The 14,997-nt window shown below is 73.6% G+C and carries 13 protein-coding genes; 11 read left to right on the forward strand and 2 right to left on the reverse strand.

Annotated features, from left to right (window positions below; translation table 11 throughout):
• Nucleotides 1-13: 13 nt before the first annotated feature.
• Complete coding sequence (locus tag R7226_RS14760) at nt 14-436, reverse strand: cupin domain-containing protein (RefSeq protein ID WP_318597941.1); 423 nt, start codon at nt 434-436, stop codon at nt 14-16.
• Nucleotides 437-589: 153 nt separating this feature from the next.
• On the opposite strand from R7226_RS14760, the gene R7226_RS14765 reads away from it, so the two are divergent.
• From R7226_RS14765 to R7226_RS14815, 11 genes are all read left to right on the forward strand, one after another.
• Nucleotides 590-2,875, forward strand: coding sequence for an MMPL family transporter (locus R7226_RS14765; RefSeq protein ID WP_318597942.1), 2,286 nt, complete (start codon nt 590-592; stop codon nt 2,873-2,875).
• Between the two features lie 132 nt (nt 2,876-3,007).
• Nucleotides 3,008-4,078, forward strand: coding sequence for an ABC transporter substrate-binding protein (locus R7226_RS14770; protein WP_318597943.1), 1,071 nt, complete (start codon nt 3,008-3,010; stop codon nt 4,076-4,078).
• Nucleotides 4,047-5,591, forward strand: coding sequence for a sugar ABC transporter ATP-binding protein (locus R7226_RS14775; protein ID WP_318597944.1), 1,545 nt, complete (start codon nt 4,047-4,049; stop codon nt 5,589-5,591). Before R7226_RS14770 ends, R7226_RS14775 begins: the two co-directional genes overlap by 32 nt.
• Nucleotides 5,588-6,601: an ABC transporter permease gene (locus tag R7226_RS14780; RefSeq protein ID WP_318597945.1), complete on the forward strand. Its 1,014-nt coding sequence runs from the start codon at nt 5,588-5,590 to the stop codon at nt 6,599-6,601. The genes R7226_RS14775 and R7226_RS14780 overlap by 4 nt, the downstream gene beginning before the upstream one ends.
• The gene (locus tag R7226_RS14785) at nt 6,598-7,614 is read left to right on the forward strand and encodes an ABC transporter permease (RefSeq protein WP_318597946.1); all 1,017 of its coding nucleotides are present in this window, start codon (nt 6,598-6,600) and stop codon (nt 7,612-7,614) included. The genes R7226_RS14780 and R7226_RS14785 overlap by 4 nt, the downstream gene beginning before the upstream one ends.
• Nucleotides 7,615-7,657: 43 nt before the next feature.
• A complete protein-coding gene (locus R7226_RS14790; RefSeq protein ID WP_318597947.1) occupies nt 7,658-8,509 on the forward strand; it encodes a GntR family transcriptional regulator in 852 nt (283 codons plus the stop codon).
• Complete coding sequence (locus R7226_RS14795) at nt 8,506-10,017, forward strand: FGGY family carbohydrate kinase (RefSeq protein WP_318597948.1); 1,512 nt, start codon at nt 8,506-8,508, stop codon at nt 10,015-10,017. Before R7226_RS14790 ends, R7226_RS14795 begins: the two co-directional genes overlap by 4 nt.
• Nucleotides 10,014-10,961 carry a phosphotriesterase family protein gene (locus R7226_RS14800; RefSeq protein WP_318597949.1) on the forward strand — a complete coding sequence of 316 codons (948 nt, stop codon included), beginning with the start codon at nt 10,014-10,016 and terminating at the stop codon, nt 10,959-10,961. Before R7226_RS14795 ends, R7226_RS14800 begins: the two co-directional genes overlap by 4 nt.
• Entirely contained in the window at nt 10,961-12,109 is a 1,149-nt protein-coding gene (locus tag R7226_RS14805) for a Gfo/Idh/MocA family protein (protein WP_318597950.1), read from the forward strand. Before R7226_RS14800 ends, R7226_RS14805 begins: the two co-directional genes overlap by 1 nt.
• Complete coding sequence (locus tag R7226_RS14810) at nt 12,106-12,780, forward strand: bifunctional 4-hydroxy-2-oxoglutarate aldolase/2-dehydro-3-deoxy-phosphogluconate aldolase (protein ID WP_318597951.1); 675 nt, start codon at nt 12,106-12,108, stop codon at nt 12,778-12,780. Before R7226_RS14805 ends, R7226_RS14810 begins: the two co-directional genes overlap by 4 nt.
• A complete protein-coding gene (locus R7226_RS14815) occupies nt 12,777-13,562 on the forward strand; it encodes a creatininase family protein (RefSeq protein WP_318597952.1) in 786 nt (261 codons plus the stop codon). The genes R7226_RS14810 and R7226_RS14815 overlap by 4 nt, the downstream gene beginning before the upstream one ends.
• On the opposite strand, the gene R7226_RS14820 is transcribed toward R7226_RS14815, so the two are convergent.
• Nucleotides 13,541-14,997 (reverse strand): glycoside hydrolase family 15 protein (locus tag R7226_RS14820; RefSeq protein ID WP_318597953.1); only part of this gene is annotated, 1,457 nt, incomplete at its 5' end. The two genes, R7226_RS14815 and R7226_RS14820, sit on opposite strands and share 22 nt — an antisense overlap.

Raw genomic sequence — 14,997 nt, forward strand, 5'->3', positions numbered from 1 at the left:
GGCGCGCGTGCGCTCAGCTCAACTCCGGCGGCAGCGCTCTTGGACCGTCCGGATAGAGGTCCTTCAGCGTCTCCTCCGTCATCTCCAGCGTGTTGGCGGCCTCCAGCGGCGTGCCGACGACCAGCCACAGCGCGTCGGCGTCGGTGTCGTTGAAGACCTGCCGCAGCGTGCGCGGCGCCACCAGCAGCGTCGAGAGCGGCGGCAGCGTCAGCCGCTCCTCCCCGACGCGAATGCGACCGGTCCCCTCCAGCACGACGTACAGCTCCTCCTGCGTCGTGTGGCGGTGCCAGGTCGACGCCTGCCCGGGCTTCAGCCGCCACATCCGCGCGCCGAGCGCGGTTGCCTGCAGCTGCTTGGCGAGGTCGGTGTTGTCGACGCCCATCATGTTCGAGGGGCGCCAGAAGGCCTCGGATGCGGGCAGGACGCGGTAGCTCATGCACCGCAGCGTAGACCGGCGCCGGGGCTCGGAGGCGCCGCGCCAAGGGGCCGGTCGGGGATCGGGCGGGAGGTTCCCCCGATGCGCCGGGAGGGGGTGCGGCGGGAGCATCGCCGCAATGCCGTTCCCCTCCCCACGCACAAGGAGCCTCTGATGAAGCTTGCGAACATCGCGGCGCGGGCCGGGCGCTGGAGCGTCCGCCACCGCCGCCGCGCGATCCTCGGCTGGATCGCGCTCGTCGTCCTGCTGACGGTCGCCGGCGGCAGCGTCGGGATGTCGACGCTGAGCGTCACCGAGAAGGGGCTCGGCGAGTCGGGCCGCGCCGAGCAGACGCTCAACGACAACGACTTCACGCGTCCAGCGCAGGAGCGGATCCTCATCGAGAGCGCGACGACGCGCGCCGGCCAGCCGGCCTTCGACGCCGGCGTCGACCAGCTCGTCGACGGGCTGCGCGCGCTCCCCTCGGTCGCCGCCGTCAGCTCGCCGCTGGAACCGGGCGGCGCGGCGCTGCTGGCCAGAGACGGCCACGCCGCGCTGGTCCAGTTCGAGCTGAAGGGCTCGATCGACGACGGCGCCGAGACGGTCGTGCCGTCGCTGGCGCTGCTCGCCAGAGCGCAGGAGGCGCACCCGGAGCTGCGGATCTCGCAGGCCGGCGACGGCTCGATCGACAAGGCGATCACCGACCAGACGACGAAGGACTTCAGACGCGCGGAGCTGAGCGCGGTGCCGCTGACCCTGGCGGTGCTGGCGATCGCCTTCGGCGCGCTCGTCGCGGCGCTCGTGCCGGTCGCGCTCGGCCTCAGCGCCGTCGCGGCCGCGATCGGGCTGCTGTCGCTGCTCAGCCACGGCGTTCCGTTCGAGGAGAACGTCAACTCGATCGTGCTGCTCGTCGGGCTCGCGGTCGGCGTCGACTACGCGCTCTTCTACCAGCGCCGGGCGCGCGAGGAGCGCGACGCGGGCCGCGGCGAGACGGCCGCGATCGAGGCCGCCGCGGCGACGTCGGGTCATGCCGTGCTCGTCTCCGGCTTGACGATCGTCGCCGCCGTCGCCGGCATGTTCCTCGCCGAGAGCCCCTACTACCGCTCCTTCGCGGCCGGGATCATCGTCGTCGTCGTGCTCGCGATGGTCGGCTCGCTGACGGTCCTGCCGGCGCTGCTCGCCTGGCTCGGCGACCGCGTCGATCGCGGTCGCCTGCCGCTGGAGCGAATCGCCTTCGTGCGCGCCCGCCGCGCCCGCCGGATCGAGCGCGCCGCGACCGGCGCCCCGACCGGGATCACGCCTCGCGTCGTCGACGTCGTGCTGCGCAAGCCGCTCGTCTCGGCGCTGCTGGCGCTGACGCTCCTGCTCGCGCTCGCCGCGCCGGCCGTCTTCGGCCTCAGATTGGCCGACCACGGCACCAACGCCTTGCCGCAACAGCTCGCCGTCACGCAGGCGGCCGAGCGGATCAACGCCGCGTTCCCCGGCGGCGACGTGCCGGCGACCGTCGTCGTGACCGGCGGCGACCTGCGCGACGGCGCCCGCGCCGACGCGCTCGCGGCGTTCGAGAGCGTCCTCAGAGCGGACGATCGGATCGGCTCTCCCGTCGTGACGGAGCTGAACGACGCCGGCGAAACCGCCCGCATCGCGGTGCCGCTGCGCGGCGCCGGCAACGACGAGCAGTCCGAGCAGGGCCTCGACGCGCTGCGCGAGGAGCTGATCCCGGCGACGCTGGAGCGGGCCGGCCTGCGCGCCGACGTCGCGGGCGCGACCGCGGCCTCCGCCGACCAGCGCGCCGACACGGTCGGGCGCGGGCCGCTGATCGTCGGTCTCGTGCTCCTCCTGAGCTTCGTCGTGCTGACGGTCAGCTTCCGCTCGCTCGTCGTCGCGCTGAAGGCGGTCGTGCTGAACGTGCTGTCGATCGCGGCCGCGTTCGGCGTGCTCGTGCTCGTCTTCCAGGAGGGCTGGGGCCACGAGCTGCTCGGCTTCACCCCCGACGGCTCGATCACGACCTGGCTGCCCGTCTTCATGTTCCTGCTGCTGTTCGGGCTGTCGATGGACTACCACGTCTTCATCCTCAGCCGCATCCGTGAGGCGGTCGACGGCGGCATGTCGACGCCGGACGCGGTCCGCTACGGGCTGACGAAGACGGCCGGCGTGGTCACCAGCGCGGCCGTGGTGATGGTCGCCGTCTTCGGCATCTTCGCGACGCTCAGCCAGCTCGACGTCAAGCAGATCGGCGTCGGCCTCGCCGCGGCGGTGCTGATCGACGCGACGATCGTGCGGATCGTGCTGCTGCCCGCCGCGATGGTGCTGCTCGGCGAGCGCAACTGGTGGCTGCCGCGGCCGCTCGCCCGCTTCCTCCCCGCGCCCGCGCCGATCGCCCTTCCCGGCGAAACCGGCACGCCCGGCGCAAACCCCGGCCCGACGGCGGTTCCCGAGCCCGCTGGTGCACATGTCTAGGCAATTCTGAACAAATGGCGCAGTCGACTACTTGACTAGTCGACTTGTCATATGGATACTCTCGCCCACATTCGTTGACCCGGGAGCCGCGCCGCCGCGCGGCTCCCACCTGCGAGGGAGACCGAGAGACCCATGCTGTTCACGCCCCTGCGGCGGCGACTTCCGCTGCTCGCCGCCGTCGCCGCCGTCGCGCTCACCGCCGCCGGATGCGGCAGCTCGTCCTCCTCCTCCACTGGAGCGGCCACCACGAGAGCCGATCCGACGGGCAGATTCACGATCGGCTACGACGTCTACTGGCTCGGCAACAGCTGGTCGACCCAGCTCGCCGAGGAGTTCAGAGCGGCCGTCGAGCGCAACGGCGACAGCATCGAGGACGTCGTCTACACGCAGTCCGACAACCAGGTCCAGAAGCAGATCTCGAACATCCAGTCGATGATCTCGCGCAGAGTCGACGCGATCATCATGACGCCGATCTCGCCGTCGGCCTCGGTCCCGGTGATCCAGCAGGCCAACCGCGCCGGCATCCCCGTGACGCTCGTCGCCGGCATGGCCGACACGAGAGACACCGCCGCCGAGGTGCGCGCCGACGACATCGTCTTCGGCAGAACCGGCGCCGAGTGGCTCGTCAGAAAGCTCGGCGGCAGAGGCAACATCTACGTCCTCAACGGCCTTCCCGGCTTCTCGACCGACACGCTGCGCTGGAAGGGCGCCAAGGACGTCTTCGACAGATACCCCGACATCAAGGTCGTCGCCGACGCGCACGCCGCCTGGGACACCGCGAGAGCGAAGACGGCCGTCTCCAACATGCTCGCCGCGCACCCCGACGTCGACGGCGTCTGGTCGCAGGGCGGAGCGATGACGCTCGGCGCGATCCAGGCCTTCAGAGCGGCCGGCCACCCGCTCGTCCCGATGACGGGCGAGAACAACAACGGCCTCATGAAGGTGTGGGACAGACTCGCCAGAAGCGGCGACAGAAGCTTCGACTCGATCGGCGTCGTCAACCCGACCTGGGTCGGTTCCGAGGCGCTGACGCAGACGCTCAACCTGCTCAGAGGCGACGAGGTCAGAAAGGTCAACCTCGTCAACCCCGAGCCGATCACCGCCGGGACGCTCGACAGATACGTCCGCACCGACCTGCCGGACTCCTTCTGGGTCGACACGAGACTCGACGATGCCCAGATCAGAGCTCTCTTCGATCGCTGAGCCGATCGACGTGAGCGCGACCAGCGCAGTCAGCGGCGGCCCCACGGGGTCGCCGCCGGCGCTCGCCTGCGACGCGCTCGACAAGCGCTTCGGCGCGACGCACGCCGTCAGAGCGGTCTCGCTGTCGCTCGGCGCCGGCCGCACGCTCGCGCTGATGGGCGAGAACGGCGCCGGCAAGTCGACGCTGATGGCGATGCTCGCGGGCGAGCTGAAGCCTGACACCGGCTCCGTCACGGTCGCCGGCAGCGTCGCCGTCGTCCACCAGGAGCTGAGCCTCTTCCCGTACCTGACGATCGCCGAGAACCTCTGCCTCGGTCGCGAGCCGCGCCTCTTCCCCGGCGGCCCCGTCAACAACCGCGCGCTGCGCACGCTGGCGCGCGCCGCGCTCGACCGCCTCGGCGTCGCGCTCGACGTCGACACGGCGGTCGGGCGGCTCAGCCCGGCCGAGCAGCAGCTCGTCGAGATCGCGCGCGCCGTCGCGCTCGACCCCGCGCTGCTGATCCTCGACGAGCCGACCTCGTCGCTGGAGCCGAGCCAGGTCGACCTGCTGCACGCCGCGACCGAGCGGCTGAAGGCCGGCGGCACCTCCGTCATCTTCGTCTCGCATCGGCTCGAAGAGGTCTTCCGCTTCGCCGACGAGATCGCCGTGATGCGCTCCGGCGCGCTCGTCGGCGCCGGCCCCGCGAGCGACTTCACGCGCGAGTCGCTCGTCAGCTCGATGGTCGGCCGCGAGCTGGAGCAGCTCTACCCCGACCGCAGCGCTGCGCAGCCGGCGGCCGAGCCGGTGCTCGCCTTCGACGGCGCCGGCGGCCACGGCGTGCGCGACGTCAGCTTCGCGATCCGTCCCGGCCAGATCGTCGGGATCGCCGGCCTCGAAGGCCACGGCCAGCACGTCGTCGCCGAGCTGGCGGCCGGCGTCCGCCGCCTGCAGGCCGGCCAGCTCGTGCTCGACGGCTCCTCGACCGGCCGCGCCGGCTTCAAGAGCCCGCGCGCGGCGATCGCCGCCGGCGTCGCCTTCGTCCCGCCGGACCGCCGCACCTCCGGCCTGATGCTGCCGCTCTCGATCGCCGAGAACCTGACGGTCGCCGCCGCCCACCGCCTCCACCCCGCGCGGCTGCTGAACGGCGCGCGCGAACGGCGCGCGACCGGCCCCGTCGCCGAGCGCCTGAGACTGCGCTTCCAGTCGATGGAGCAGCGCGTCGGCGAGCTGTCGGGCGGCAACCAGCAGAAGGTCCTCTTCGGCCGCTGGCTGCTCGTCCCCGGCCTGCGCCTGCTGGTGCTCGACGACCCGACGCGGGGCGTCGACGTCGGCGCCCGCGCCGAGATCTACGGCGTCCTGCGCGAGCTGGCCGACAGAGGCGTCGCCGTGCTGCTCGTCTCGACCGACATGCTCGAGCTGATCGGCCTCGCCGACGAGATCCACGTCATGTACGAGGGAGCGATCCGCGGCAGCGTGCCCGGCCACTCCGCCACCGAGGAAGAGATCATGACCCTTGCAGCGGGTGCCGCATGAGCGCCCTCGCCACCTCGCGCCGCTCGTCGCCGCTCGGCACGACGACGCTGGCCGGGCTCAAGCCCGCGCTCTTCATCACGCTCGTCTCGATCGTCGCGGTCGTGATCGCGGCGATCGTCTCCGAGCCGTTCCGCTCGCCGACCAACGTCGAGTCGCTGCTGTTCCAGATGGCGCCGCTGCTGCTGGTCGCCGCCGGCCAGGCGATCGTCATCACCACCGCCGGCATCGACCTCTCCGTCGGCTCGATGATGTCGCTGGCGACCGTGCTCGCGGCCGCCTCCTCCAGCTCCGCCGGCGCGGTCGTCGCGATCGTCGTCGCGGTCGGCCTGCTCGGCGGCCTCGGCAACGGGATCGGCGTCGTCTCCGGCGTCAACCCGCTCGTGATGACGCTCGGCACGATGGCGATCTTCAGAGGCGTCGCGCTGCTCGTGCTCGGGCAGCCGGGCGGCGTCGTCCCCGCCGACCTGCTGACGCCGCTGACGACCGTCTTCGGCCACGTCCCGCTGACCTTCCTGCTGGCGCTCGGCGGCGTCGCGATCCTCTGGCTCGCGAGCGCCGAGACGCGCTGGGGCCGCGCGCTGTTCGCCGTCGGCGGCGACGAGGCGCATGCCCGCCGCGCGCGCCTCCCGGTCCGCAGAACGCTGCTGATCGCCTACTCGCTCAGCGGGCTGTTCGCCGCGCTCGCCGGCCTCGCGCTGGTCGCGCGGATCTACTCCGGCGACCCCAACGTCGGCGACCCGTTCGCGCTCGACTCGATCACCGCCGCGCTGATCGGCGGGATCGCCGTCACCGGCGGCCGCGGCTCCGTGCTCGCCGTGATCCCGGCCGTGCTGCTGCTGGCGCTGACCGACAACCTGCTCAACCTCGCCGGCGTCTTCAGCTACTGGCAGTACATCGCCAAGGGCGTGATCCTGATCCTCACGCTCGCCGCCTACCACGCCGCCGGCCGTCCCACGGGGCTGCTGACGATGGCGCGCGGTGGCTGGCGCAAGCGAGGCGGTGCCGCATGAGCGCCGTCCAGGCACCGCCGGCCGCGTCCGGCAGCAGAGGCGAGCAGCTGCGCCGCCGCCTGCTGCGCAGCCGCGAGCTGCTCGTCTCCTACGGCCTCGCGCTGGCGCTGCTGATCGCCTTCGCGGTCGCGACGCCGGGCGGCTGGGAGCCGCAGCGGATCCTCACGATCCTCGGCCAGAACGCGCAGCTCGGGATCGCCGCGATCGGTCAGACGGTCGTGCTGCTGTCCGGCGGACTGGACCTCTCGATCGGCCCCGTGATGAACCTCGCGAGCGTCGTCTCCTCCGCGCAGATGAGAGGGCAGGACGGCAACATCGCGCAGGGGATCGCGGTCGCGATCGCCGCCGGCGGCCTCGTCGGGCTCGTCAACGGCCTGCTCGTCTCGCGCGCGAAGATCCCGCCGCTGCTGGCCACGCTCGCGGTCGGCACGATCGTGCAGGGCGGCTACTACGTCTACACCGAGGGTCAGCCGAAGGGCGGCGTCGCCCCCGGCCTGCAGTCGGCCGCCGACGCGAAGGTCCTCGGCAGCATCGTGCCGTGGTGGCTGGTGCTGTGGATCGCCGTCTGGATCGTCGTCGCCTTCCTGCTCTACCGCACGACCTGGGGCCGCCGCTTCTACGCGGCCGGCGCCTCGCCGCGCGCCGCCTGGCTCTCGGGCGTCGCGGTCTCGCGCTACGTCGTCGGCGCCTACGTGCTGAGCGGCATCTGCGCCGCGATCGCCGGCATCGCGCTGACCGCCTACACCGGTTCGCCGTCGGTCTCCGGCGCCGACTCCTACACGCTCCAGACGGTCGCCGCGGCCGTGATCGGCGGCGTCGCCTTCAGCGGCGGCATCGGCCGCCTGGCAGGCGCCTTCGCCGGCGTCGCGGTGCTCGTCTTCCTGACGACGATCCTGGAGACGCTCAACGTCGACTCGGCCGTGCAGTACGTCGTCCAGGGCGCCGTGCTGATCGGGATGATGCTGGTGAATCGCCGGCTGATCGGACGGGGGTCCGGCAGTGCGGGGCGCTGAGAACGGACGGCGGGGACCTGCCCGCCGCGATCAGGAGAGACCGATGGAGCATCCGACCGCCAGACTGCACGCAGACGCGCTCGCTCCCGTCGACACGACGAGCGGGGTGCCGATCTACCGTCAGATCGCCGAGCAGCTCGTCACGCACCTGGAGGCGCTGCCGGTCGGGACGCGGCTGCCGTCGGAGACGGCGATCGCCAAGCGCGCCGGCGTCAGCCGCGGCACCGCCGTGCAGGCGCTGCGCGAGCTGGAGCACCGCGACCTCGTCGTGCGCGTGCAGGGCAGCGGAACGTTCAAGGCGAGCCCCGCGCCCGGCTCATTCACGCGTTCGCTCGACGCCGGCAAGCTGCCGAGCTTCACCGACGACCTCGAGCGCGCCGGCCACATGACGCGCGAGCTGATCGAGCGCTGCGAGACGGCCGCCGCCGATCACGAGACAGCCGCCGCGCTGGGGATCGAGCCGGGGGCGCCGATCTGGTCGATCGTGCGCACGGTGCTCGCCGACGAGCGGCCGGTCGTGCACATCGTCTCCGCGCTGCGCGCCGACCGCTATCCGGAGGTCGACGCCAAGGCGATCGCCGCCGGCTCGCTCTACGGCTTCCTCGAGTCGCGCTACGGCGCCGACGGCCGCCCGACCTGGGCCGACGAGGAGTACAGCGCGCTCAACGCGACGCAGGAGCTGTGCGCGAGGCTGCACGTGCCGGTCGACCGCGCGCTGCTCGGCTCGCGCCGCGTCGCCTACCTCGCCGACGGCCTCGCTGTCGAGCTGGTGCGCTCCTACATGCGCGCCGACGCCTATCGCGTGCGCGTGACGCTGCTGCCGGGCGAGGGTGACGCCTCCCCCGCGCGCGAGCTGGAGCTGCGCGCCGACCTGCCCGGAGCCGGGCCGACATGAGCGCACCGCTCGTCCTTGGTCTGGACGTCGGCACCTCCAGCGTCAAGGCGCTCGTGCTCGACGGCGACGGCGAGGTGCTCGAGTGCCGCAGCGCCGCGCACGCGCTGACGCCGACCCCGGGCGCCGTCGAGGCCGACCCGCGCGGCTGGTGGGAGGCGGCGCTCGCCGCGATCGCCCAGCTCGACGCGCCGCTGGCCGAGATCGCCGCGATCGGCCTCTCGGGCAACATGAGCAGCGTCGTGCTGCTCGACGGCGACGGCGCGCCGCTGCGGCCCGCGCCGCTGCTGGCCGACACGCGCGGCGGCGCCGAGCTGGACGCGCTGCCCGCTGACGTGCGCGCCGCGCTCGCCGAGCGCTCGCGCAACCCCGTCAACGCCATCTCCTCGCTCGCCTCGCTGCTGTGGCTGCGCGACCACGACGCCGGCACTTTCGCGCGCGCCCGCGCGTGGGTGAGCGCGAAGGACTGGATCCGCCTGCGGCTGACGGGCGAGCTGCTGAGCGACTCGACCGACGCCCACAACGCGCTCGTGCACGATCCCGCCAGCGGCGACTGGGACCGCGAGCTGATCGCGCGGGTCGGCCTCGACCCCGCGCTCTTCCCGCCGCTGCGCGACGGCGGCGCGGCCGGCGGCGCGCTCACCGCTGAGGCGGCGACGCTGACCGGCCTCAGCGCCGGGATCCCCGTCGCCGTCGGCGGCGGCGACATGGCGACCGCGGCGGTCGGCGCCGGCGCCGCGCAGCCGGGGACGCTGGCGCTCTCGCTCGGCACCTCGGTGACGGCGATCGCCCCGCTCGGCGCGGCCGGCGCCGCCGCCTTCGCCGACGACTGGCGCGGCAAGCTGACGCTGCACCCGCTGCCCGGCGGCCGCGGCGCCTTCGCGCTCGCCTCGCTGTTGACCGGCGGGCTGGCGCTCAACTGGCTGCGCGCGCTCGGCGGCGGAACGATTCCGGAGCTGCCGGCCGGCGAGGCGGTCGTGCCCGATCCCAGCGATCCGCTGATCTTCGTGCCGCAGCTCTCCGGCGCCGGCTCGCCCGACTTCGCGCCCGAGCTGCGCGGCGCGCTGCTCGGCCTCACGCCGCACACCGGCGGCGCGCGGATCGCGCTCGCGCTGTTCGAGGCGATCGCCTTCGAGCTGGCCGAGATCGTCGCGCTCGTCGAGGCCGGCGGAACGCCGGTCGGGCGCATCGTCGCGACCGGCGGTGGCGCCAACATCGACGCCTGGGTGCAGACGCTCGCCGACGTGCTCGCCACGCCGGTCGAGCTGCTCGTCCACCACGACGTCTCGGCGATCGGCGCCGCGCTGCTCGCGCGCGAGGCGCTCGGTCAGCCGCTCCCGCCGGCGCTCGCCGGCCGCGTCGCGCGGCGCGTGATGCCGCGCCCCCAGCACGCCGGCGCGTGGCAGGCGCGCGCGGCGCGCTACCGCGAGGCGCGCGCGCTGGCGCTCGCCTACGCCCGGCTCCCGCAGCCGCCCTCTTCCGAAGCACGCCCAGGAGGCGCCACCCCATGATCCGCACCGTCAGCGGGGACATATCCCCCGAGCAGCTCGGCGTCACCTACGCCCACGAGCACCTGATCTCGACGCCGCCGCAGTGGATGGCCGAGAAGGACCCCGACCTCGTCATCCTCGACCGCGAGGCCGCGCTCGCCGAGGCCGGCTACTTCCGCGCCGCCGGCGGCGTCTCGCTGTACGAGGCGACCGCCTGGGACTACGGCCGCGACGCCGCCGCGCTGCGCGAGATCGCCGAGCGCACCGGCGTGCAGATCATCGCGACCGCCGGCTTCAACAAGGGCCTCTGGTTCGAGGATCGCGCCGGTGACTGGACGATCGAGCAGTACGAGGAGCTGATGGTGCGCGAGGTGACCGTCGGGATCGACGACACCGGCGTCAGAGGCGGCGTGATCAAGTTCGGCACCGGCTACAACGCGATCTCCGAGGCCGAGGAGCGCGTCGCGCGCGCCGCCGCGCGCGCGCATCGCCGCACCGGCGCGCCGCTGCACTCGCACACCGAGGCCGGCACGATGGCGCTGGAGCAGGTCGCGATCATGCGCGAGGAGGGCGTCGACGTGCGCCGGCTCGCGATCGCCCATCTGACCCGCAACGTCGACCCGTGGTACCACCGGCAGGTCGCCGCGACCGGCGTCTTTCTCTCCTTCGACCAGCTCTCGAAGGTCAAGTACGGCCCCGAGTCCGACCGCATCGACGCGACGATCGCGCTGATCGAGGCCGGCCACCTGGAGCAGCTGCTGGTCGGCGGCGACCTCGCGCGCAAGTCCGACCTGTACGCGTACGAGCGCGGCCCCGGCCTCAGATTCGTGCTGGAGACGTGGATCCCGCGGCTGCGGTCGGAGCTGGGCGAGCGCGGGTATTCCGACGCCAGAGTCGACGAGATCGTCGAGACGCTGCTCGTGCACAACCCGCGCCGCTACTTCACGTTCGGCGCCCCCTACTGATGGCGCTCAGCGCTGCCGTCGCGGGGGTCCGCCACCCCCACGTCTTCGTGCGCGTGCAGCAGCTCCGCGCGCGCGAGGACGTGAGCCTGCTCGGCTTCCACGAGCCCGACGCGGAGATTGCCGCCCGCTTTGCGCACGAGACGGGGCTGACGCGGTTCGCCTCGCTCGACGCGCTGCTGGAGCAGCGGCCCGACCTGCTCGTCAGCGAGGCGCTCGACACGCAGGTGCCGGACGTCGCGCTCGCGGCCGCGCCGCACGTGCGCGCGCTGCTGCTGGAGAAGCCGGGCGCGCCGACGCTGGCGGAGATGGAGCGGCTCGTCGCCGGCCTCGCCGCATATCCGATCGACGCGCACGTCGGCTACCAGCTGCACTACTCGCCGAGCATCGCGCGGATGCGCGCGCTGCTGGAGAGCGGTGCGCTGGGCCAGGTGACGCTCGCGCGCTTCAACGCCGGCTGCCCGATCGGCTGCGGCGACGAGCTGTGGCAGTCGGTCCCCGGCGACCTCGGCGGCGTGATGTTCACCGAGGGCTGCCACATGCTGCAGCTGATCGTCGACGCGCTCGGCGTGCCGCAGGAGGTCAGCGGCATGATCGAGCGGCTGCCGGCAGGGACCGCGGTCCGCTCGAACGTCGTCAAGCGCGACCTCTTCGACGATCCGGCGCCCGAGGACGAGTCGGCCGTTGGACGCCTCATGTACGAGGACGTCGGGGCAGCGCTGCTGCGCTACCCGACGCTGCTCGCCACGCTCGACGTGACCGCGTGGGAGGCGACCGACTGGGTCCACAACTGGATCCTCGAGTTCCAGGGCACCAACGGCACGCTGAAGGTGCGCCCGCTGCCGCCGCGGCTCGACCTCTTCCTGCGCACGCCCGCCGGCGGCCTCGACGCCGGCGATCACGTCGAGCAGTGGGAGAGCCCCGCCGGCCACGAGCTGACGCTCGTCCCCGACCCCGCCTACGAGCGCCAGCTCGACGCCGTGCTCGACCGCCTGCGCTCTGACGAGCAGCGGTCCGCCCCCTCGCAAACCTCGCTGCGGCAGGCGCGCGACGTGATCCGCGTGCTCGACGCGATCTACCGCTCCTCCGCGCGCCGCGCCACCGTCGCGCTCCCCCGTCATCGGCAAGACCAGGAGACCACCACCGCATGACCGCCCTCCCCGACCGTCCTGAGACGCTCGCCCGGATCCGCTCCGCCGGCGTCCTCGCCGTGCTGCGCGCCCCTTCCGCCGACGCCGCGATCGCCGCCGCCGACGCGCTGATCGCCGGCGGCGTGCGCGGGATCGAGGTGACCTACTCGACCCCCGACGTGCCGGCCGCGCTCGCCGGGATCCGCGCCCGCCACGGCGATGGCGTCGTGCTCGGCGCCGGCACGCTGCTCGACCCGTCGCAGGCGGCCGAGGCGGCCGCGGCCGGCGCGCAGTACCTCGTCGCGCCCGGCCTCGACGACGAGCTGGTCGAGGCGATGGCGGCGACCGGCGCCGTCGTGATGGCCGGCGCGGTGACGCCGACCGAGGTGATGCGCGCGCGGCGGCTGCCCGTCGACGTCGTGAAGCTGTTCCCCGGCTCGCTCGGCGGCCCGGCGCTGCTGAAGGGCCTGCGCGGCCCCTTCCCCGACCTGTCGTTTCTGCCGACGGGCGGCGTCAGCGCCGCGAACGTCGGCGAGTGGCTGGCGGCCGGGGCGCTGGCGGTCGCGGCCGGCGGCGAGCTGTGCCCGGCGGCCGCGCTGCGCGACGGCGACTGGGACGACGTGCGCGGGCGGGCGCGCTCGTTCGCCGACGCGCTCGACGCGGCGCGCGGCGCGGCCGGAGTCGCGGCATGAGCGCCGCCGACGCCGCCTCGGGCGCGGCCCCCGGAGCGATCTCCTACGAGCTGCTCAACTCCGGCGAGGTGACGGAGCTGCTCGCGCGCAGACCGGCCGCGCTGCTGCCGCTCGGCGCCGTCGAGAACCACGGCGAGCACCTGCCGCTGGCGACCGACAACCTGCTCGCCGACGCCGTCGCCCGCCAGGTCGCCGCGCAGATCGCCGACAGCGTCGTGCTGCCGGCGCTGCCGTACGGTCAGGTCTGGTCGACGAGCGCCTACGCCGGCACGATCTCGCTGACGCTCGACACGATGGTCGCCGCGCTCTACGAGATCGGCGCCTCGCTGTTCGCGCAGGGCGTGCCGCTGCTCGTCTTCGTCAACGGCCACATGGGCAACCTCGACGCGATGAAGCTGGCCGCCCGCCGCCTCCACGACGAGCACGGCATGAAGGTGCTGTCGCTCACCTATCCCGGCATCGGCGAGATCACGCAGGCGGTGCTGGAGGAGAGACGGCTGCATCCCTCCTACTTCCACGCGTGCGAGCTGGAGACGTCGTACATGCTCCACCTCGCGCCCGAGCACGTGAGAATGGAGCTGGCGAGAGCGAACCGGCCGACGCTGCCGGCCGACATCGACGTCTCGCCGACGCCGTGGCACACGTTCTCGCCCGACTCGCCGGTGCTCGGCGACCCGACGCTGGCGACGGCCGAGAAGGGCCGCGCGATCGTCGACGTGGCGGTCGCGAAGATCGTCGAGCTGATCGGGGTCGCGCGCGCTCAGCAGTCGGCGCGGACGTAGCGGCAGGCGACGATCCGCGGCTGCTCGACCGGCGCCCCAGCCTCGATCGACCATACCAGCCGCACGAGCTGGGCATGCGACCACGACAGCGGAGTCGCCGAGCGCGTGCCGCTGCCGAGCGGACCGCCGGCGGCGGCGCCGGTCGGCAGCCGGCCGTCCCACACCTGCTCGGCGATCATCCCGCCGTCGTTGGCGCTGCCGGCGATCGTCCGCAGCAGCGCGGCAGCGGCCGGCGCGCGGCCGGCTGCCAGCTCGTACTCGCCCCGCTCGCCGGCGAAGATCGGCCACAGCCGCCCGAGCGTCTCGCCCGTGTCGGGCTCGCTCAGGTCCCAGTCGCCGCCGTCTCTTCTCTCGCCGTAGCCGTCGAAGGAGAAGCGGTGCCACAGCGGACCCTGCGGCGTGCTCGCGCGCAATTGCTGGTCGACCACCGCGACGGTGTTGACGATCACGGGGTCGTCGGCCGCCTTGACTCCGAGCCGCACCAGCTCGAGGAAGCTCGGGTCGACGACGGCGCGCTGGTCGGCTCTCTCCGGACCGCCGTCGCCGATCGAGTAGGTCGTCCCGGCGTCCGGTCTTCTGTCCTTCGTCAGGCGCAGGTAGTACGGCTTCGGCGCGTACGGGCCGGTGCTCGTCGCCGTCCAGCCCTGGACCGCGGCCGCCCACGCGTCGGCGGTCGCCTCGTAGCGGGCGGCGGCGGCTGGGTCGCCGTTGCGGCGCGCGAGGTCGGCGGCGCAGACGAGTCCGGCGATCTCGGCCGCGATCGTCGCGGGCGAGAAGCCCTCCTGGTTCTCCCACCGCTCCTGCGGCGTGCTCGGCCCTCTTGCCACGACGTAGTCGGCGGCGCGTCTCAGGTGCGCCCACCGTCTCGCGTCGGCGGCGCCGAGCTGCCAGGCGAGCACGAGCGGGAAGGCGACCTCGTCGAGCTGCGTGTTTCTCCATCGCGGTCTGCCCGTGACCGTCGTGTTCTGCGGGAAGGAGCCGTCGGCGCGCTGCGTTCTGAAGAGGATGAAGTCGAGTTCGCGCAGCGCGGCGGGCCGGTCGCCGGCGGCGAGCTGCGCGGTGGCGGCCTGGTAGAGGTCGCGCGACCAGACGAGGTGGTACGGCCCCGACGGCAGGTCTCTCTCGATCGTGCCCGTCCCCCACGCCCACGGCATCGACGGCGAGGCGATGTGCGCCCCGGGGTTGCGCTTGTCCTCGGCGGCGGCGAGCACGAGCAGCGAGGTCTCGTAGGCGCGCGCGACCGGGGCCGCGGCGGCCGGCCGGTCGCTGAGGCCGTCGAGGTAGCGGCGCCAGCCGGCCTGGTAGCCGGCGGCGGTCGGCGCGAAGCCGGCGCGAAGCGATGCGGCGGCGGCGCGCTGGGCGGCCGGCGGCGTGGCGCCGAAGCCGAGCGCGAGCGTCAGCGCGCGTCTGCCCGGGCGGCCGTCGAGCTGCGTGC

The sequence above is a fragment of the Conexibacter stalactiti genome (assembly GCF_033542075.1).
GTDB classification, from domain to species: Bacteria; Actinomycetota; Thermoleophilia; order Solirubrobacterales; family Solirubrobacteraceae; genus Conexibacter; species Conexibacter stalactiti.